We start from the raw sequence: 20,888 nt of genomic DNA, 5'->3' as shown, positions 1-20,888 counted from the left end.
GGGCCCTGAAACCCCCCCTACATCACCCATATTTACCACTCCCCCCGCTACGCCTGATCTCACCCCGGGGGCGGCGGGCCGGTCCGCCCCGCCCGCCCCGGGCTGTTCCCTTCGCCGACGACGGCAGGGGCGGCTTCAACACCCCCGGTCATCACCACGCCCTGGCCCTCGTCGCACCACCTGGCCGCCCGCTCACGCTCCAGGACCTGCTCATCCACCTGTGCAAGGGCATGTCCCAGTACGCGGTGCGGGGCAGGGCCCTCGGCGCCACCGATCCGGAAGACGTCCACGTTCGTCGCGTACGGGCTGTTCTCCACCCTCACCCACGTGAACTTCAACGCCACCCGGTTCGTGAAGCTGATCCACGAGGCGCCCAGCGTGCGGGCGGCGTACGAGACGGCGGCCGAGGCCGCTGGGCAGCGGCCGCAGGAGCTGGGCGGCCCAAACTGGCGAACGATCCCCTCTTCGAGCTGGCCAACCATGGCACCGCCCACGTCCCGCTGTCCGTCACCGGGCGTGCGGCGTACGGCATCGCCAGGACGCGCAGCGCCGCCGAGGTGTACGACAAGATCATGGGCAATCAGGACGGCATGACCCGATTACCGGGCTGTGCCCCGCGGTTCTTCCGCCCGGGGACAGCACACTGCGACGAGGTCGCAGCGCAGATCGTGACCGCCCTGGGGCTGCGCTGCGCGAGCTTCGCCGTCAACGCCGACGAGGGCGCGACTGCCGGCGCGGATACGATCGCCGGCCGACTGGCCGACACGCCCACGGGCGCCATCGCCCTCGCCCACATGAATCATCCGGAGGGCGCCACCATCCTCGGGTACGCCCGTGCGCTGCCCCCGCACGCAGGACGGCCAAGCGGATTTCGCGCCCGCGACGGCGGGCCGTGGGGCGCATCAGTCGGCCGCCGCGCTTCAGCGACCTTGCCGACGAATGCTGCGCTCACGCGCGGTGCGTCAGCGCGGCCGTGTGTCTCGCCAGCGCCGCTCGGCGATCGTTCGCGCGCATCTCTGGAATCCGATTCAGATGTACTCGAAAAACCGGTTCCACCACGCGGCATGCCCAAGATCATCGGGGTACGTGAGGAGCAAATCCCTTTTCCCCATTTCAGCAATCTTCGAGATTCCATCATAGCGCCGGTGCAGAAGGTACTGCGGGATCAGCGTGTAGCCGATGGCGTCAAGCGCGACGACGATGAGGTCTCGCTGCCCAGGAGACAGGACTCCGTCCGCCACCGCCTGTTCCAGGTCGGGGTGGCTATCGGGACGCGGGGTGGTCACCGCAGCAAGGTTGCCGAAGTTGCTCAGCCGGATCCCGACGAGTGGGCCAGATTCAAAGTCTTCTGGTTCGACAGCAAAGTAGTAATTGGCATCCTGGTTGGGTGCGACTCTCCAGGCGGACGAGAAATCGATGGAGAGGCGTTCTGCCAATCCTTTCGCTTTCGCGAGAGCCAAATTTGCGTCAAATCCTTGCGGATACTCCAGCGAATCACTTGGGAGGCGGTCAAGGGTGTGGAGAAGTTGCACGAGTTCCCGGTCGTTGCGCATGGCAGAATCCTAGTTGATTACGGTGTCGGGATTGACCTTCTGGCGTCCGGGGTACGCGGGGAGCGCACAAAGTGCGCGCCCCGCGGAGGCTAGTCCCCGTAATCCTTCACAGGGAAAGCGGTGACGAATTCACCGCTCCCTAAGAGGTGTCCCGAAATAGCGCGCCGGGAAGCCGAAGCAAGCTCGTGGCCAACCGGTATGTCCCGCCGGGCCTGTTGGCGTTGGGCATCAGGGCCGTGCACCCATGATGGTGAGTGCCTCGTCGCACAGGCTGGCGGCGTTGGCCGCTTCTCCTTCGAAGGCGCGTTTCCACAGGATGTAGGACAGACCGCTTTCGGCCCGGCGGCGAGTGTGGGGTGCGGGTGCAGTCACGCGTTCCAGGCGGGCGGTCAGTGTGTCGATCATGGGGGTGAGTTTCGCCTGCCGTGTCACGCGTGCCAGTGCGGAGTCGGGCTCATTCACGCATGCGGCGATCAGTCTGCCGAGCCCTTGGGGCAGTGCAGTGATGATGCGTTCGACGGATGCGGTCAGGTCCGCCAGCGGGTCGGCGGTGTCGGGTGTGGCGTGCAGTGACCGGTCGGCCCGCAAGGCGTCCGCGACCATCTCCTCCTTGCCTGGCCAACGGCGGTAGAGCGCGCCGAGGCCGACTCCGGCGGCCGCGGCGACGTCCTTCATCCGCAGGCCCTCGTACCCATGGGCCTGGAGCAGGATCAGGGTCTGTTCCAGCGCCAGGGGGGCGATGTCGGGGTGGCGCCTGCGGCCGCGCTGAGCGTTCTCCATCCTCTTACGGTAACGTCGATTATCGGAAATGGTCATTCTCGGAAAGGTGCTGCCATGTCCTCCCCCACCCCCACCCCCACCCGCGCACTCGTCCTCGGCGGCGGAGGCGTCACCGGCATGGGCTGGGAAATCGGCGTCCTGGCCGGGCTGCTCGACGAAGGCGTGGACCTGCGCGACGCGGACACCGTGATCGGCACATCGGCCGGTTCCTTCATCGGCACCAACTACACCTCCGGCACCGACTGGGAGACCCTCTTCGCCGACCAGGACCACGCCGGCGAGAACGAACCCGTCATGCACACCGACCCGGCCGTCTACGAAGGCTGGACCCAGGCATTCATCACCGGCGCCGGCGACCCCGAAGCGGTGGGCGCCGGATTCGGCCGGGTCGCCCGCACCTTCGGCGCGGGCGTCGACACCGAGACCCGCCGCGCGGTCGTCCGCTCCCGCCTGCGCACCACCCACTGGCCCGCCGCCATGCGGGTCGCCGTCACCGACGCCGACACCGGCCAGCTGCGCCTGCTGGGCCCCGACGCGGGCATCGACATCGAGACCGCCACCGCCGCCAGCGGCGCCGTGCCCGGCATCTGGCCCAGCGTCCACTTCGACGGCCGCGAATGGATCGACGCCGGCATGGTCTCCGCCGCCAACGCCACCCTGGCCGCAGGACACGACCGCATCGTCGTCCTCGCCCCCATGCCCGAGGGCCACGCCGGTATCCCCAGCGCCCAGGACGACGTCGCGCGCCTCAACGGCACCGGCGCCCACGCCTTCCTCGCCGCCCCCGACGCCGCCGCCCGCGAAGCCATCGAACCCCTACGACCCCACCCGCGCCCGCGCGGCAGCCGACGCAGGCCGCCGCCAAGGCCGCACCCTCGCCCCCGACATCAAGCAGATGTGGAGCTGAACCACGGCGGCGAACCGGGCGTTGGTGGATCACTCCCGGAGTGATCCACCACCCCATGATGATCATGATTGGGACTGGTGTGATTACGGCGTCGGAGCCGTTCTGGATGGAACCGTTCAGTGGTCTGATCCCCCGCGTGTTCGCCAAGCTGGTGAACCCACTGCGGCATGAGGGTGCCGACACCGGCGGCCGGGGCCGACCGTGGAAACTGCCGCTGGAGGACCGGATACTGCTGGTCACTGCGTACTGGCGGACCAACCTGACCATGCGACAACTGGCCCTGCTGTTCGGGGTGTCGAAGTCAACTGCGAGCCGAGTGATCGACTGCCTCGGGCCGAAGTCTGCCCTGCGGGCCCGCCCGCGGTTCGCCGAGGACGCTGTGCTGATCGTGGATGGCACCCTGGTGCCCACCCGCGATCACAAGGTTGCCGAGCAGTCGAAGAACTACCGATATTCCACCCATCACCAGGTTGTCATCGACGCCGACACCTGCCTGATCGTGGTCGTTGGCCAGCCGCTGCCGGGTAACCGCAACGACTGCCGGGCCTGGGCTGGGTCCGGCGCCAAGGCCGCGGTCGGCACCACCACGACCATCGCGGACGGCGGCTATCCCGGCAGCGGACTCGTCATGCCACACCGCCGCCGGCCGGGCGAGGAACTTCCAGCCTGGAAGAAGGCACACAACAAGTCTCACAAGCAGATCCGAGCCCGCATCGAGCACTGCTGTGCCCGCATGAAGACGTACAAGATCCTCCGCGACTGTCGCCTACGCGGCGACGGCGTTCGCTACGCCATGCGCCTACCGCCAGCGGCAGCCCCGCCCGCTTCTACAAGTGCCTCACCATCGACGCGCAGAACTCCCTTGTCGGCGCCCTGGGTTGCACCCCGGCACAGTAGGGCTGCGCCATCCGGCCATAACCGAGGCCACGGCCACCGGGTCGCGCCCCCGGCCACTGCTCGCCCTCCATGTCCCGGCCGGAGCCGGGCGGCCCGCGGCAAGAGCATCGGGCGGCCTGGCCGATACGAGTCCGGGGCGAAGAGGGGGAATGACGCCGGGCCGGGGCTGAGCACTCCACGCCGGAGTGGCCATCAGGCCTCGCGTTCCTGGCGATCGCGACGAGCGCTGCGAGCCGTGAGAACCGTTCGTCCGGTCGCCTTCCGGACGATGGTTCGTGCCGGTCATCGCCGTATCGCTCCCGGGAGGCCGGAACCAGGGGGTTCAAGCTGGCTTCCCGGGGATGCGCATCGGTGACGCATGCGGGGGAAAGAACCTTAAGGCGCGGCGTGTGACTGTGTACTTGGGGCTGGGAAACGAGGGCGACGTGTCGAAACGTGACCCGAACGACGACTTGGCCGCGCTCTTGGTCGAAGCGCGCTGGAGCGGCGCGCAACTGGCCCGGGCCGTCAACGCTCTGGGTGCTGATCAGGGGTTGCGACTGCGGTACGACCGTACATCAGTGGCTCACTGGCTGTCCGGCACCCGGCCTCGTCGACCGGTTCCCGACTTGGTGGCCGCCGCGCTGACCCACCGCGTCGGCCACCTGATCACCGCACACGACACCGGGCTCACCCAGCTGCAACAGGCCCCTGCACTGGTGAACTCGGTCCAGTCCAGCGAGGCTCATACGGTGCAGCGGCTCCTCGATCTGTGGCATGCCGACGCCGACCCGCGTAAACGCGCCTTCCTGACGCTCAGCGCCTACAGTCTCGCCGTGCCGGCCCTGCCATCCTGGCGGACCTCCCTTCACACTGTCGCCCACGGCCCTACCGAAGAGGCCGGGGCGAAGCGTCTCACCACGACCCACCGCGATATGACCCACACCTTCGCCCTGCTGGCCGAACAGCATGGGGGGAGGGTCACCGAGCCGCTACTCGCAGCGTATTTGCGCAACATGGCCTCCCCGCAGTTGACCACACCCGCACGGTCGGCCCAGGAACAGCAGGAGGTGTTCACGGCCACCGCGCAGCTGACGCACCTGCTGGCTTGCATGGCCGACGACAGCGGGCACTACGGCCTCTCCCAGGAGTACTTCCGCGGGGCACTGCAGCTTGCGCGGATCGCCCCGGACAGGCGCCAGTACGCCATCACCCTGAGGGCCATGAGCACGCAGGCCCTGAGGCTGCGTCACGTCCCGCAGGCTCTGCGCCTCGCAGATGGCGCCCTGTCCGTCCTGGGAAGTTGTGCCGACGGGGCATCGCTGTCCTTCCTCTACAGTCAACGCGCCCACGCTCACGCGCGAGCAGGTGACCGTCGTCAGGCCCGCGCTGACCTGCGAGCCGCTGACCGCCACCATGAGCAGGCATCGAGTTGCCCCGGTCCCTTCGGCACGTATCAGAGGGCCGGTCTGGAGTACCAGAGGTTCCAGACGCTGGCTGCGCTGCGGGACCAGGGCCCCGCTCTGGCCGCGCTGGAATCGTGCGCACGGCACCGCGCGGACGGCGAACGCAGGGCCACCGCGCTGACCCATGCGCGCCTGGCCGAGGTGTACCTGTCCCTGCGGCGGCTTGATGCGGCAGTCCCGCATGCTCAGGCATTCCTCGCCCAGTACCCCCTCCTGCATTCTGCGCACGCCGACATCGCCTGCCGGCGCCTCGACGAGGCGCTGGCCCTCTTTCCCCGTCAGCGTGAGGCTCTCGCGTTGAGGGAACAGGCCCGTACGCTGCAAGACCACGGGACCGACGCGTAAGCACCCCACCCGCATCTCCAGTGGTGTCGCGGCAGTTGCCTGTCAGGAGGCGGAGGGCGTCGGCGGCTGCTGCTCGCCCGGGCGGATTCGCGTAAATGGACCAGTCGTTCGTTGCGCCATGGTTGGCCGGGCAGTCGCGGCAACGGCCTGCTTTCACAAAGGCACAACCGCGCAACACACGCACGGGTTGAGTGGAGTTGACCCGTTTTCCTCTGCGGGTCAAGGGCAGCCGTACATCCAACGCGTTACAACGATCCGACACCGGGCAACGACGCATCGGCGCGCTTCTCCGCCCTCTTCCAGCGACGGCTGAGCGAACCAACAGGTCGGCCCCGACCCACAACCCTCCCCACGAGTGAAGGGTTCCCGATGCCCCCCACCACGCAGACCGACTCTCCCACTCCGCTCGACGTCCCCGCCTTGTGGTGCCCCTTTCCCCAACGTCTGCACCCTGCCTGGCGAACACTCGACGCCGCCGCCCTGGCCTGGGCCGAAAGCCACGGACTCACCCCCGACACCGACCGCCGACAACGCGCCCAAGCGATCCACGCCGGAGAGCTCGGCGCCCGATCGGTGGAACCCGACGCACCACAACCACTCGCCCAACTCTCCGCCGACCACCTGCTGTGGCTGTTCACCTTCGACGACGCCTACTGCGACGAAGGCGCCCTGGGCGACGACCCCGGCGCCCTGGCCCTGCTCGTCGCCCGCCTCGTACGCACCGCTGAGACAGGGCAGGCCCCACCGAAGGCCACCCCCCACGAGCACGCCCTGCTCGACCTCCGCAACCGCATCGCCCGCAGCGCACGCCCCCTGCAACTGGTCCGCTGGACAGACGCGATGCGCTCCTACCTGGCCTACCAGACCTGGGAAGCGGCCCACCGCTCCCGGCACACCGCCCCCACCCTCGACGCCTACCTCGGCGCCCGCATCGCCAACGGCTCGATGCCCGTCTGCTGTGCGCTCCTGGACGTCACCAGCGGATTCACCATACCGGCGGGCGAGTTCACCTCCCCCGCCGTACGCGCCCTGACCGAGATGTGCTGCGCCCTCGTCGGCTACGACAACGACCTCCTCTCCCACTGGAAAGAGACCCTCCGCTGCGGGGACGGCATCAACCTCGTCGACGTCCTGGCGACCGAAACCCGTCGCCCACCCCAGGACGCACTCCACGAGGCCGTGGCCCTGCGCGACACCGTCCTGCACCGCTACCTGACGCTCGCGCGCGCCACCAGCCCGGACCTGAGCCCTGAAGGACGGCGCTACCTCGGCCTGCTGGACCAATGGATCCGCGGCAACCTGGACTGGAGCCTGAACAGCGGACGCTATCTGAACCCACAGGACCCCGCCCGCCTGCCCGAGACGATCCTCAGCCGGCCCGAACACGGCGTGGCCACCGACCCGCTCCCCTACCCCGGCGTCGCGTGGTGGTGGACGGCATGACCACGCACAAAGGACCGACGGCCATCCCGCGGGCCGATGCGCCCCACAGGGCAGCACCACCGCCTGCCACCGCCCGACAGGGACGCCCCCGCCGACCGTGGCCATTCCTCGGCGACCTCCCGGCGCTGCTCCGCGATCCGTACGGATTCCTGGACGAACTGCCCAGGCACGGTGCAGCGGTGCCGGTCCGCCTCGGCCCCACTCCGGCCGTGGTGCTGTGCACTCCCGAGCTGACCCACCGGGTGCTCACCGACGACACCGTGTTCGCCAAGGGCGGCCCGTTCATCGACCGGGTCCGCGACCTCGTCGGCGAGAGCGTCACGACCTCGGATCGTCCCCGGCACCGGCGGGTGCGACGCATGATGCAACCCGCTTTCCGCCCGGACCACCTGCACACCTATGCCCGGGCCGTCGTCGAGGAGACCGGACGCCGCCTGGACGACGGCTGGCTCGCGGGGCAGGCCGAGGTGTACCCGGCGATGCAGGAGCTGACCACACGGATCGCCGTACGCACCATGTTCGCCCGCGGCCTGCCCCTCAGCGACGTCGACCGGGTGTGCGACGTCATCGCCGCCATCCTTCACGGCTCGGACACCCGCCTGCTGCTCCCCTCGCCCCTCGCACGCATCCCCACCCCGGGCAAGCACCACTTCGACCGGGCCCGCACCGAACTGCGCGCCATCACGGACCGGCTCATCCGGGACAACGCCACCGAGGCGTCCGACGACATGCTGTCCGTCCTGCTCGACGCCCGAGACGCCGACGACCAGGGATTCACCCCCGAGGAACTCTCCAACGAGATCCTCACCCTCTTCCTCGGCGGCGTGGAAACCGTCGCCTCCACCCTGGCCTGGTCCCTGAGCCTCCTGACCCAGGACCCCGCCACCCTGCACGCCGTGCGCACCGAGATCGCCACCGTTCTCCAGGGGCGGCCCCCCACCCTCGACGACCTCGCCCGGATGCCGCTGCTCAAGGGCACGGTCCTGGAGGCGTTGCGCCTGCACCCACCGGGATGGCTGCTCACCCGGCTCACCACCGAGTCCACGGAATTGGGCCGACTGCGAGTCCCTCCCGGCACGACAGTGATCTACAGCCCCTACCTGCTGCACCGGCTTCCCGCCCACTACCCGGACGCTCACCGCTTCATCCCGCAGCGATGGTCGAGCGGATTCAAACCGCCCCGTGGCGCCTTCGTTCCCTTCGGCGGCGGAGCCCGCCTGTGCGTCGGCGACAACCTCACACTCCTCGAAGCGCCGCTGGTCCTCGCCTCGATCCTCTCCACCCGTACGATCGCGCCCGACCCCACATCCCCCCTCCCCCCACGGCGACTTCGCTTCCTGCACACCCCCGGGCGGCTTCGAATACGTGTTGGCACACCCTGAGACGCGACGCCCCTCCCCATCGGCTTCCGTCTCCGGCCGGCCGAGTTCGTCGGCCCACGGCCCCATCACCACCGCCAGCACCCGCGCCCGTGCCCGCGCGGAGAAGGAGCCCATCCCCGTGACAACAACGACCAGTCTCCCCGTGTCCGACGTACGTACGCACCGCTGGTGCCAGACCGCCGGGTTCGCCGCCGTCGCCGTACCTCTCCTCGCCATCGGCTCGCTCCTCGCCGACGGATGGAACCTCGTCCCGCCCGCCGCCGACGCCACCGACCCCGCCATCGTCGCCTACTACACCGACCACCGCACCGGCCTGCTGGTGCGCTCCCTGGGCTTCGCGCTGGCCGCTCCCCTCGTACTGATCTGCGGTACGGCCATGGCCGTCCACCTCTGCGCCACCGGGCGGGCCTCCTCCGTCCGCGCCCTGGTCGCCGGTGCCGGACTCGCGCTCACCGCCCTGCTCTGGGCGGTCTACGCGGCCCTCAACGCCACGGTCACGCTGACGATCGATGCGGGCGCCCCCACCGCCCAGCCCTTCAGGCTCGCGCTGCTGCTGTACGCGATGCTCGGACCCGTGATCGCCGCCGCGGTCTGGGCGACCCTGCCCACCGGCTTCTCCAGGCCCACCAACCCGTTGAACGCACTCGCCACGCTGACGGCCGCGTGCCACCTCACGCTGCCGGTCTTCGCTCTCCTGCCCGCCATCACACCGCCCGTACAGCACATCCCGCTCATGCTCTCCGTCGGCTTGTTCTGCCTCTGGCTGCCCGCCAGCGGCCTCGCCATGGCCCGGTCCGCCGACTCCCCCACCCTCAGCCCTCCTCCCCGTCACTGACCCGTCCCCACCTCACTTGACGCCCAAGCCCCGAGCCGACGTGACGTCAGGAACGGCCGCATCTTTCATGATCGCCTGATGGCGTACGGGACTTGCCCCTACGCTGCTCCTGCGGAGCAAGCGGACGTCAGGACGGTGGGGATCGTGGAAATAGGCTTGGCAGACGCGGTGGCAGCGGTGCGTGACGAGTTGCTCGCGGCTGCGTCGCGCGGTGCGGGGCAGGAGATCACGTTCGCGGTGGGCCCCGTGGAGATGGAGTTCGAGGTCGAGTTGCGCGCCGACGCGCGGGCCAAGGCCGGGTTCCGGGTGTGGGCGGTGACGGCGGACGCCGACGCCGGGGTGTCCCGAGGGCGTACCCACCGCGTGTCCTTCACCCTGGCGCCCCGCAACGCCGAGGGCGGGGACCTGCTCGTCGGCGGCAGGGCCGCGCGTGCCGACGGCCCCGGGGACGTGAGCGGCCGCATCCCGGACTGACCTGATCCCGATTGAGAGCGCGGGATCAGGGACCAGGAGCCGTCGGACAGGGGGATGGAGTGAGGCGGGAACGTCTGGTGGGGGTCGGCGGCCAGGGCGGTCCGGGCTCGGGTTACCTCGTCGCTCCCCGGCTGGTGCTCACGTCGGCTCACGTGGTCGAACGTCGCGGCGCGCCGGTGCAGCTGTACCGGCCCGGCGGCGGCGCCGTCTTCGACGGAGTCGTGGTGTGGTGCGGAACCCCCGGCGGTCGTGCGGACGCGGCCCTGGTGGAGATCGACGACGACATGTGGAAGCCGCCGCCGGGGGCTGACGCGCGCTGGGGGCGCCTGGTCACCGACCACCCCTCACAGCCCTGCGCGACGTGGGGAGTACCGGACGTCGTCCAGCGTCCGGGTGCCGGGGTGGAGACCGCGCAACTGGCGGGAACCACGAACCCGGGCAGCGGCTACGTCGGCAACCGGCACGTGATGAACCTGCTCCAGCACCCGCCCGTCTGGCCCGCCGACGGCTCATCGCCGTGGAGCGGGATGTCGGGGGCCGCCATGTTCTGCGGCCGGCTGCTGACCGGCGTGGTCGCCGCCGACGCGGGCCACTCCGGACACGCCGCCCTCTCCGTCGTGCCCGCCTACGTGCTGCACCACGACGACGCGTTCCGGACCGTGCTCGACCGGCACGGAAGCGGTGCCGGGGTCCTGGAGGCGGTGGAGTTCCAGGACCTGGCCGAGGCCGACCCCCCGGTACCCGCGGGCGGTGGCCCGGGCTCCGCGGCGGCACTGCTGCGAGCGGGGCGGCAGGTGGTGGGGTTCCGCGGGCGCGAGGAGCTCCTGGGTCAACTCCTGGGCTGGTGTCGGCAAGAGGGTTTCGGCAGCTGGCTGTTGCACGGCTCGGCAGGGCAGGGAAAGACCCGGCTGGCCCACCAACTGGCCGCCACTCTGGCCGCGGACGGGTGGGCGGTCCTGTGGCCGCGGGCCGGCGCGGACCCGTCCGGCCTGCGTGCGGTCAGCAGGGCCGCCAAGCCGTTGCTGGTCGTCCTCGACTACGCCGAGACCCGGGCCGCCCAGCTTGCGGCCCTGCTGGAAGCCGCCGCGGAGCACGGGGGCGACAGTCCGTTCAAGATCCTCCTGCTGGCCCGTACCGCCGGCGACTGGTGGACGAGCGCACAGGCCGCCAGCCATACGTCCGAGGAACTGCTCGACGGCACCCCGGTGGTCACCCTGCCGCCGCTGGAGAGCGACGTGGCGGCCCGCCCGGAGTCCTACCGGCACGCGGTGGAGGCGTTCGCCGCGGCGCTGCCCGAGGTGCGCGGATCGCAGCCGCGCGACTGGCCCGCGCTCGCCGCCGCACTGCCCGCTCCCGAAGTGGACCGGCCCGGCCTGGACAACGCGCTGACCCTCCACATGACGGCACTGGCGGACCTGCTTGACGCGGCCGAGGCCCGTCCGGCCCAGGACGCCCCCGGCCCCGCGTCCGCCGTCGAGGACCGCCTGCTCCTGCACGAGCGCCGCTACTGGGAGCAGAGCGCCACCGCACTCGGGCTCAGTCCGGGGCTGAGCACGGCCACGCTCGACTCCGCCCTCGTCGCCGCCCTGCTGGTCGGCGCCGCCACCCCCGACGACGCCGAAGAGGTCCTCCACAAGGTGCCCGGCCTGGACGACCAGCCGCGCGACCGCCGCAGTGGTGTACTGGCCTGGATCGCCGGCCTCTACCCGGCGATCGACGCACAGCCGTGGGGCGAGCTCCAGCCCGACCGGCTGGCGGAACGCCTGATCGGCCGTCGCCTCGAGGCGGACTCCCGGCTCGCCCACCGACTCGTGCCCGGCATCAGCGCCGTACAGGCCGCCCGCGTGCTGACCCTCTACAGCCGCGCCGCCGCGCACCCCGTCTTCGAGGGACGGCTCGACCCGCAGTTGACCGCGCTCTGCGTACGCCACCAGGGAGACCTGGCGCCGACGGCCATGTCCACGGCCACACTCGTCGAGCACCCCACGCCCCTCATCACCGCGCTGCACGAGATCACCACCGATCCCGCCACCGGACTGGACGTCCTCAAGCGGCTCAACGACCAGGTCCCGCCCAGCCAGCGTCTGGCCGTCTGGTCCTGCGACCTGGCCCTTCTGCTGGCCGATCGCTACCGCGCCCTGCCCCGGCACACCCCCGGCCGCACGGCCGACCTGCTCGGGAGCCTGCACGCCTGCGCCTCCCGGCTGGCGGACCTCGACCGCCGCGAGGAGGCCCTCGCGCCCCTGGAGGAAGCCGTGGCCCTCGCCCGGGGCCTGGCCGACGCGGACGCGGACGCCGTGCCCCTGGTGGCGAGCCTCAACTCCCTCGCCGGGCAGCTGCGCGACCTCGGCCGCACGCAGGAGGCCCTGTCCGCGATGGAGGAGGCCGTCACGCGCTCGCGCCACCTCGCCGACGCCGATCCCCGTACCCATACGCCGGACCTGGTCGGAAGCCTCAACAACCTGGCCTCACGGCTGGGGGACCTGGGACGACGGGAGGAGGCCCTGGCGGCCGCGCAGGAGGCCGTCGACCTGCGCCGCCGCGCCGGGACGGACTCCGACGCCGACACGCGCCAGCTCGCCCGGAGCCTGGCCGTACACGCGCACTGCCTGTGGGACATCAACCGCAGGGAGGAGGCGATGGAGGCGCTCATGGAGGCCGCACGCCTCCAGGAAGGCAAGTCGGGCGCCAACGGCCCCTACGCACCGGGCCTGTTGGCGACCCTGGACGACCTGGCCGTCAAGGGTACGGAGATGGGCTGGCTCAACGGTGCGCTCCAAGTCGCCGAACGCGTGGTCCACATCAGCCGCACCATGGCGAAGGCCCGCCCCGACTCCCACCTGCCCCGGCTCGCCGAGAGCCTGGGCCGCCTCGCCTGGCCCCTGCAGGACCTGGGCCGCAAGGAGGAGGCCCTCGCGGCGGCCGAGGAGTCCCTGGCCATCCAGCGCGGCTTGATCGCCATCCAGCCCGCCGCGCACGCGCTGGCACTCATCGCCAGCCTGACGACGGTCAGCCAGTTGTACGCGGACCTGGACCGGACCGAAGAGGCCCTCGCCGCCACCGAGGAGTGCACCAGCGCCCTGCGGGGCCTGGCCCGCACGTACCCGGGTGCCCACGTTCCCCACCTGGCGTCGAAGCTGCTCACCCTCAGCCTCCAGCAGGCGAACGCGGGCCGGACCGAGGAAGGAGTGAGGACCGCCGAGGAGGCGCTCGGCCTCTACCAGGCGCTGGCCGCCGAGAACCCCGCGGTCCACCTGCCCGGTCTCGCGAGCAGCCTCATCGCCCTCTCCGCACGTCTGCAGACGACCGGCCGCATACGGGAGGCGAGCAGGCCCGTCGAGCAAGCGGTAGCCGTCTACCGGGTCCTGGTCACAACGGACCCCGCAACGCACACGCCCAACCTGGCCAGGAGCCTGTACGCGCTCTCCCGGCACCTGGAGTCCATGCGCCGTTGGGACGAGGCCCTGGCCGCCGTGACGGAGGCGTTCCGCCTCCAGCCCGAGCTGGCCCTGCTCGAGTACCGACCCTTGAAGGGCCAGACGGCCGCGCCTCCGCCGCGCGACGGACGGTGACACCGGGCCCGTACGTGTCTGTACGACCCGATTGCGCCCCTGGCCGCGCGCTGGACATGGCGCCTCCTCACGCGGGCCGCTCTGGTCCGACGGCTGCCAGTGGAACTCCTGCCATTGGGCGCGGGCGTCGGGGGCGTTGCGGACCTGACGGAAAGGGGGCCCGGGCGGGAGGCGCGGTCGTAAGCTCCCGCGCAGGGAATGTGCGCGCAGGAGGTACAGCGGTGTCCGACAGGGAGCTGATGGCTGCGTTCTGGCGGCCGCTGAAGCGCATGGTCGACCAGCGAAGTCTGCGTCCCGCACTGCGTGGCACGCTCGCCCTGAGCGAGTCGGCGCTGTCGGAACTGCTCAACGGCAAGCGGACGAAGGAGCCCGACTGGTCGGTAGTGGATGCCGTGCTGCGCGCCTGCCACGCCGACAAGGAGCTGACCGACCAGCGCACCTACTGGAAGCAGCGGCTGGACGAGCTGGAGCGTGACCTGTGGCGGGGCCAGCGGGCCAGTTCCGTGGAGCCGCCGGCGAGCGGCCCGGCCCGGTGCGAGCTGTGCGGCCAGGCAGGACTGACGGCCCTGAAGGCCTATTCGCTCTGGACCCGTGACGACCTGCGGGCCACGGCCCGCCTCCTCGCACACGAGCGCCGGACGCTGCACTCGGACATCGAGCACTACTTCTCCGAGGCCTACGACAGTCCGCACGACGAGTCCGACGAGCCCGATCCACAGGACGGTCTTCCGCTCCTGCTCAGGCGACTGGTGTCCGGCCTGGGGCCGCGGGTGAGGCGCCTGTGCCGTGTGCACCGACCGCACGTGGTGCACGCCGCGCACACGATCCTGGTCCTGGAGGGGTTCCTGAAGGGCGTCGGGTCGTTCACTCCGTTCGCCACGAACGAGCTGCCGGTACTGCACACGGAAGCGTACGGTCCGTCACCTTCGCCCTTGCTCACCCCCGCGCAGCACAGGGCGTTGATGACCGCGCGCTTCAAGGTATTGCTGCTCCAGCACATCTCCCCCAGCACCCAGGGGACGCACGATCTGACCGCGGCCTGCCTGCGCCACTACGAGCAACGGCTCTGCGAAGTCGGCGCCGAATGCCCGGAGTTGTTCTTGTGGACGGGCTGGTACGACGGTGACGCGTTCAAGGACTCCCTGTCGCCGCCCAGCGTCACGGGGGACGCCCACGAGCGCCTGACCGCTCTCCACCGCGCACTCTCCCAGTCGGGCAGGGGGCTGAGCGGCCTGGAGGTGCTCCTGCGCGACACCGTCCAACCCGGCCGGAAGGCCAGCGCGTGGTCCACCCGGCTGGCCGGCCGCTACCGCGCAGCGCTGGACCAGCCCATCAGTCCCATCACCCTCGGCAGGGCAGACGAGCCATCACCCGGCGTTCCCGGGCTCGCCGAGGGGTACGTCAACCCGGCCTTTCGCGTCACCGTCTCGGACCTGGACACACAGGCGCACGTCGACGCCTGGTGGCGTGGTACGCCGGTGCGCGAGGAACTCCAAGGATTCCTGGCCTCATTCCTCACGGACCCGGTCGCCACCCGGCGGCCCTTGATCGTCCTCGGCGACCCGGGCACGGGCAAGTCCCTGCTCACCCGGCTCCTCGCGGCGCGCCTGCCGCCCGAGGACTTCCTGGCCGTGCGCGTCGAACTGCGCAACGTGCGGGCGGACTCCGACGTGCTCGGGCAGATCTCCCAGGCACTCAAGCGGGACACCCTCCAGGACGCGACCTGGGCGACGGTCGTGGACGACGCCGAGGGGCTGCTCCCCGTGCTCGTCCTCGACGGGTTCGACGAACTGCTCCAGGCCGGGGGCGCCGACCACTGGAACTACCTGGAGGACGTGGCCCGGTTCCAGCGGACTTCGGCCGACAACGGGCGCCCGGTCGCCGTGATCGTCACCAGCCGTACCGTCGTCGCCAACTGGGCGAAGGTCCCCGAAGGGACCACAATCCTGCGCCTGGAACCCTTCGACGAAGGCCGCGTCGCACACTGGAAGGACGTGTGGAACGCCAGGAACCAGGACTACTTCCGCCGCCACCGTCACGCTGCCCTTTCCTCCGCCTACCTCGCCCAGAACCAGGACTTGGTGGACCAGCCCCTGTTGCTCCTGATGCTCGCGCTCTACCACGCCGTGTCGCCCCTCTCCTCGGGCGATGACGCCCCGCTTGAGCGCGCGGAGTTGTATGAGCGGCTGCTGAGGCTGTTCGTCGAGCGGGAGGTCGTCAGGCACCACGGCGACCTGCGGCCTGAGGAACTGGACGAACGGGTCGAGAACGAGCTGGACCAGCTCTCGGTGGTCGCCGTCGCCATGTTCAACCGAGGTCGCCAAGGCGTCGGCACCGAGGAGGCGGATCACGACCTCGTCCACCTGCGTGCCCCCGCACACGTCATCGGTGGCCCCGCGGCGCGCGCGCTCTTCGGGCGGTTCTTCTTCGTGCACGAGTCCAAGGCCGTCGTCGAGGACGACCGGGACCGCCTGTGGTACGAGTTCCTGCACGCCACCTTCGGCGAGTACCTGGTCGCCCGGAAGATCGCACGCACGCTTGCGCGATGCGGCGGGCAGCGGGAGTACGAGGAGCTCTTGTTCGACCTGCTGTCGTACGCCCCGCTGACCGACCGGAACCGGATCATCGAGGACCTGCGGTACTTGACGGCGCCGGGGTCTCCCGTCCCGCGCGACTTGTTCCCCGAAGCGCTGTTCGTCCGGCCGGGCGGACGGGGCGGCGGTCCCGGCCGCTCCTACGAACCCGTCCGGGTCGCCGTCCCCTACCGCCACGCCTGCTACAGCGTGAATCTGCTCCTCCTCGCCCTGCTGACCGATGACCTGATCAGCTTCGGTGAACTCGTCGGCGCCCCGGAGGCCGCCGCCGGGCAGTGGCGGTCTCACGCGACGCTGTGGAAGTCGCAGCTGAGCCCCGACTCTTGGGACGCCTTCACCCTGGCGGTGGGAACAGTCCTGGCGGGTAGGGCAGCGGGCGGCACGCCAGAGGTCCTGGTACGCCTGGGCGGGCCCGGGAACGCCTTCGCGCAGCCCGTGGACCACCGCATCACGCAGGTGGCAGTTCCAAGGGCGGAGGAGATCGCGATCGCGCCGGAGGTGACCCTCGATGCGCTGCGTCGCTCCAGGGCCCTGCGGGATCCGGACACCGAACTCGCTTTGGAGACGGCCCTGCCCGCCCATGTCGACCTGGCCGAACTCACCGCAGTGTTCACCCGTGACAGGTTCGGCCGACAGTCGTCCCTGGCCCATGCGCTGGTGTCCCTGCTCCTGTGCGATCCCGCGCACTCGGGCGACCTGGAGGCCTGGTACGAGGCCTGCCTCTCGGGGTTGCGGGGAGTGGGTGACAGCAAGGCCCGTCGTCACGCCGTGGGGCTCGTGGGCCGCAGGCTCGCCGACGACGCGCCCCGGCTGCCGCACGACTTCGTGGCCGACACCTTGGCAGCCCTGGCCGAGGAACTGCAGCGGGGGTTCATGCCCGAGAGCGTGCACCTGGACGACGACACGGACGTGACCCTCCTCGCCTGCGCCCACCGGCAGCTCAGCCGGGGCGGTCCGGACGCCTTGAAGGGGGTCATGGCGCAGCTCCTGCACCTGCCGGACCCCTCCTGGACCGACGCACCGGTACTCGACCAACTTCTCGCCACGGCCAAGCACGTCTCCACCCCGCGGACCAGGCGCAGTGCCTTCGTCCGGCTGCTCAAACTCGCCGTCGCCCTCGACGCCGAGGCATGGTGCACCACCTGTGCGACCCTCGTCATCGTCCGTGACCCGGGCGCCCTGAACGCGCTGCACGCGCACGAGGCGGCTTACGTGCGCAAGGCGTACACCGGTATGCGGCGCCCGCCCGCCGTCGCGTACCGATTGGACCGCAAGACGCAGGAGCGGCACCCCTGAAGAGCGCCGCTCCCGACGGTCGGAACCTCAGCCCTGTCCCTGTCCCTCGCTGTCCTGCTCTCCGATCATCCGGTCGAGCCTTTCCGCGAACCACAGCGTCGCGCCGCCGGTCACGACTCCCACGACCCCCGGCAGCGGCTGGTGGGTCAGATGGACCAGCGCCTCCGCAGCCGTGCCGGCCGCGGAACCGCCCATCACCGCAGCCCCCAGGATGACCGCGCTCCGCAGTGTGACGACCTTGTTCATCGCACCTCCCGATTCGTTGGTGGAACCAGGTTCGGTGCGGCGGAGTGCCTGGCGGCGAAACTCCGAACGATCCCGAAGAATTCGGCATCGAGCCTACGAAACCACAGCTCAAGGGCGTCTTCGGCGGGTCTGACACCGAAGGCCACCGAGAGTGCGGGGTCAGGCCGTCGGGCGGACCTGGTCCTCCAGCGCCATCAGGCGGTGGGAGGAGGCGCCGATCTGCGTGCCGAGGGCCTTCAGCCGCTCGTACTGTCCTGGGCCCAACGGCACGGACAGGCTGGACAGCAGCAACAGCAGGAGTCTCAGTGCCAGGTCCGCGTCGACGTGGGCGGCCAGGCTCCGCAGGCTCGCCATGACCGCATCGCCCGGTACGGGCTGCCAGGCCGGACTGACGGACCGGTTCGCGAACTCCGCATTGAGAAGCGCAAGTTCGTGCAGTACGGGCGCGGTCAGGGTGTCGTCCGGGGGCGGGAGCACCGGTTCGTACCCGGGGGCGACGGTGCGCAGGTGCTCCTCGCAGATCCGCGTGACCTCCCGCAGCCAGTCGCGGGGGTCCATACCCCAGGAGGCCGGGTCGTGGTGCCGGTCCGTGGCCGCGACCCAGAGCATGGTGAGGGCGTCGGCGGGCAGGTCCGAGCGCAGGAGCCGTGCGGCGTCCTGCCACAGGGCGGCCGCGGCCCAGCCGGGGGGCTGACCGACCGCATCCGCTCCGGCCAGCCAGGTGATCTGGTCCAGTCCGGTCCCGTGGTGCGCGCCGCCGATGAAGTGCAGAGCCAGGCACGGCAGGCCGAAGTCACTCTCGGGGTCACGGTGTGCGGTGTCGATCGGCGGCCACCGGACGTCGAGGCCGTCGTACGCGACGCGTGTCGGGAAGCCGAAGCGCTCGCCCAGGTCTTGGAACCGCTCGTACTGCTGCGGCTCGACGGGTACCCCGTACGCCTTCAGCGCCCTGAGCAGGAGCCGGAGGCCGAGGTCAGCGTCGGCGCGGGTGGCGGCCTCGGCCAGGGCTTCGGGGAGCGGGCCCGGCGCCCCGGCCGCCACCAGTGCGGCGGCCGTGGCGCGTACCTGCGACGCCACCGCCCGGCACAGGTCCTCGTCGAGGACGGGCCGGACCGGCGTGGCGCGCGAACGGCTCGACGCCGTATCAGAGACCTCTTCGAGCCACTCCCGTGCGGTCATGCCGTGGCCGGCCGGGTCGAAGCGTGCTCCGACCGCGGCCAGCCACAGGGCGTGCAAAGTCGCGTCCGAGAGGGGCGAGGCGAGCAGCCGCCGGGCGTCCTCGCCCAGCTCGGCCGCCTCCTCCCCTTCCGAGCCGTCCGCCACCCTGGCCACCAGGGCCCGGGCCCCGGCCAGGTCCGGCTGGTCCGCGCGGGCGTGGATCAGCTCGGTGAGGCCGGTGAGGCCGAAGTCCTCGCCGTAGCCGAGTTCGGCGTAGGTCGGACGCGACTTTGACACGGTTGTTTCCTCTACGGGGTGCCGGACGGGTAGGCGGTCTTGACGACGTAGCCGCCCCGGCCCTTGCCGGTGTGGCCCCTGACCTTCATCAGGATCACCACGACCTCGTTGCCGACGTCCGTGATCGTGCGTCCGTCGGGGTGGTACGCCTTGCCGAGGGAACGGTACTCGCCCCAGGTGCCCGTGATCGTGACGGGGTACTGCTCACCGTCCTTGGCCTTGGCCTTCCACCGCTCGAAGGCGTTCCACTTGCCTTCGTCCAGGACGAGCTGGCCCGAGGCGTTGCGCTTGTGGAAGTAGTCCGAGATGACCCGGTCCACGGCCTGCTGCGCGATCTCCCCGTTGGTCCAGACCGAGTTGGGCTTGCCCTTCTTCGCCGCGAGCCGGAACGCCTCGGCGGCGTCCGCGTCCACGTGCTCCTTGAGCGTGTGGATCTCGTCCTCGTACGCACGCAGGCTGGGCAGCTTCTCGTCCCCGAGGTTGATGCAGTTGTGCACCAGGACGTCGGCGGGACGCTTCCCTTCGCCGCTCACGTAGAAGTTGTGCAGCGTGTCGACGGTCAGGTCGTACACCCGACGTGCCTCGAGGCCGGAGCGGTCGTGGAGCGCCGTGACCTCGCGGATGCCGCCGTCGGGTCCGAACAGCGCGTCACCGACCCTGAGGTCGGACGCGACGATCCATCCGCGGCCCTTGGCCCGGACCCGGTGCCCCGGGGTGGTGTCCAGGCTGGCGCCGCCCTCGAGGCCGATGGTCAGCAGACGGGTCGCGGGGTGCTGGAAGGTGTCGGTGACCGGCTGCGGGCGCAGGGTCCCGGTCCTGGTGTCCGTGGCCATGACGTACTCGCCGGGGCGCACGGAGGCGATCGGCCGTCGTGTCCCGTCGGCCATCAGCACCCGGGTGTCCGCGGTGAAGCTGTTCAGCCTGCACGAGACGACCAGGTCCTCGTACGCGTTGACCGTGGACTCGAGCTTGGCCAGGGCCGCCGGGTCCAGGTCGAGGGCCTTGAGCGCCTTGAAGGCATCCGCGACACCGATGCCGGTCTTGAGCGCCGCGTCGAGGGCGCGGATCACCTCGCCGGCCTTCTCGAAGGCCTTGCCCGGGATGAAGTTGCTCGCGGCCCAGGCGCAGGCACTGGCACTGCCGTGCCAGCAGTCGATGAAGTCCTGGACCAGCACCGCCTTGAGGATCTGGTAGGTGAGCGTCTGCTGGATGATCTCCAGCTTGGTGAAGTACTTGGTGACGTCCTTCTTCAGGCCCGTGAACAGCTTGTTGTCGATCAGGAGAACCGTGTCGCCCGGCGGGCAGCCGTTGACCGTCGCGGGCACGTCCGGGTTGGTGCACAGGAAGAAGTCGGCCCGGACGTTGAAGGTGACGGTGAAGGTCACCGTGCAGCCTCCGAGCCCGGCCTCGATCTCGCACGGCTCGTGCTGCTTGGCGTCCGTGATCTCCATGGAGCTCTCGTCGACGACGTAGAACACCCCACCGGTGCCGGTTCCGGCCCCGCTCTTGATCTGCTGGTTGGCCGCGTTGCGCTGGGCGACCTCAATGGCCTCCTGCGCTTCCTTGGCGTACTTCTCGGCGTCCTTGGCGGCCTGTTCGGCCTCGGTCGCGGCGGTGTCGGCGCGGTCGGCCGCGGCGCGCGCGTCCTTGGCGGCCTGCTGGGC

The 20,888-nt window shown here is 70.7% G+C and carries 13 protein-coding genes and 1 pseudogene; 9 read left to right on the top strand and 5 right to left on the bottom strand.

Going from position 1 to position 20,888, the window contains the following annotated elements:
* Nucleotides 1-1,028: 1,028 nt before the first annotated feature.
* Together ABT160_RS42680 and ABT160_RS42675 are read right to left on the bottom strand one after the other, a co-directional pair.
* Nucleotides 1,029-1,553, bottom strand: a complete 525-nt coding sequence (locus ABT160_RS42680) for a hypothetical protein (protein WP_351654529.1) — start codon at nucleotides 1,551-1,553, stop codon at nucleotides 1,029-1,031.
* Between the two features lie 228 nt (nucleotides 1,554-1,781).
* On the bottom strand, nucleotides 1,782-2,333 hold the full coding sequence (locus ABT160_RS42675; RefSeq protein ID WP_351654527.1) for a TetR family transcriptional regulator: 552 nt from the start codon (nucleotides 2,331-2,333) through the stop codon (nucleotides 1,782-1,784).
* A 54-nt stretch (nucleotides 2,334-2,387) separates the two neighbouring features.
* Between ABT160_RS42675 and ABT160_RS42670 the strand changes: the two genes are divergently transcribed.
* The 9 genes and pseudogenes from ABT160_RS42670 (at nucleotide 2,388) to ABT160_RS42630 (ending at nucleotide 17,523) form a co-directional block, all read left to right on the top strand.
* On the top strand, nucleotides 2,388-3,284 hold the full coding sequence (locus ABT160_RS42670) for a patatin-like phospholipase family protein (protein WP_351654526.1): 897 nt from the start codon (nucleotides 2,388-2,390) through the stop codon (nucleotides 3,282-3,284).
* Nucleotides 3,285-3,304: 20 nt separating this feature from the next.
* Nucleotides 3,305-4,036 (top strand): annotated as a pseudogene (locus tag ABT160_RS42665) (transposase); the annotation flags it as partial.
* 526 nt (nucleotides 4,037-4,562) lie between these two features.
* On the top strand, nucleotides 4,563-5,927 hold the full coding sequence (locus ABT160_RS42660) for an NsdA family TPR-like regulatory protein (RefSeq protein ID WP_351654524.1): 1,365 nt from the start codon (nucleotides 4,563-4,565) through the stop codon (nucleotides 5,925-5,927).
* Between the two features lie 369 nt (nucleotides 5,928-6,296).
* On the top strand, nucleotides 6,297-7,370 hold the full coding sequence (locus ABT160_RS42655) for a terpene synthase family protein (protein WP_351654522.1): 1,074 nt from the start codon (nucleotides 6,297-6,299) through the stop codon (nucleotides 7,368-7,370).
* The gene (locus ABT160_RS42650) at nucleotides 7,367-8,752 is read left to right on the top strand and encodes a cytochrome P450 (RefSeq protein ID WP_351654520.1); all 1,386 of its coding nucleotides are present in this window, start codon (nucleotides 7,367-7,369) and stop codon (nucleotides 8,750-8,752) included. Before ABT160_RS42655 ends, ABT160_RS42650 begins: the two co-directional genes overlap by 4 nt.
* A 142-nt stretch (nucleotides 8,753-8,894) precedes the next feature.
* Nucleotides 8,895-9,587, top strand: coding sequence for a hypothetical protein (locus tag ABT160_RS42645; RefSeq protein ID WP_351654519.1), 693 nt, complete (start codon nucleotides 8,895-8,897; stop codon nucleotides 9,585-9,587).
* A gap of 156 nt (nucleotides 9,588-9,743) precedes the next feature.
* The gene (locus ABT160_RS42640) at nucleotides 9,744-10,061 is read left to right on the top strand and encodes a trypco2 family protein (protein ID WP_351654517.1); all 318 of its coding nucleotides are present in this window, start codon (nucleotides 9,744-9,746) and stop codon (nucleotides 10,059-10,061) included.
* A gap of 59 nt (nucleotides 10,062-10,120) precedes the next feature.
* Entirely contained in the window at nucleotides 10,121-13,633 is a 3,513-nt protein-coding gene (locus tag ABT160_RS42635; RefSeq protein ID WP_351654515.1) for a tetratricopeptide repeat protein, read from the top strand.
* 221 nt (nucleotides 13,634-13,854) lie between these two features.
* The gene (locus ABT160_RS42630; protein ID WP_351654513.1) at nucleotides 13,855-17,523 is read left to right on the top strand and encodes an NACHT domain-containing protein; all 3,669 of its coding nucleotides are present in this window, start codon (nucleotides 13,855-13,857) and stop codon (nucleotides 17,521-17,523) included.
* A gap of 27 nt (nucleotides 17,524-17,550) precedes the next feature.
* Here the strand turns inward: ABT160_RS42630 and ABT160_RS42625 are convergent, their stop codons facing one another.
* The 3 genes from ABT160_RS42625 to ABT160_RS42615 form a co-directional block, all read right to left on the bottom strand.
* Nucleotides 17,551-17,769 (bottom strand): hypothetical protein, encoded by a 219-nt coding sequence (locus tag ABT160_RS42625; RefSeq protein ID WP_351654512.1) that lies wholly within the window; start codon nucleotides 17,767-17,769, stop codon nucleotides 17,551-17,553.
* 159 nt (nucleotides 17,770-17,928) lie between these two features.
* On the bottom strand, nucleotides 17,929-19,224 hold the full coding sequence (locus tag ABT160_RS42620; RefSeq protein WP_351654510.1) for a contact-dependent growth inhibition system immunity protein: 1,296 nt from the start codon (nucleotides 19,222-19,224) through the stop codon (nucleotides 17,929-17,931).
* Nucleotides 19,225-19,235: 11 nt separating this feature from the next.
* Nucleotides 19,236-20,888 (bottom strand): polymorphic toxin-type HINT domain-containing protein (locus ABT160_RS42615; protein WP_351654508.1); only part of this gene is annotated, 1,653 nt, incomplete at its 5' end.

The sequence above is a fragment of the Streptomyces sp. NPDC001941 genome, from assembly GCF_040296945.1.
Taxonomy (GTDB): domain Bacteria; phylum Actinomycetota; class Actinomycetes; order Streptomycetales; family Streptomycetaceae; genus Streptomyces.
This window is presented reverse-complemented; position numbering and strand designations above follow the sequence as displayed.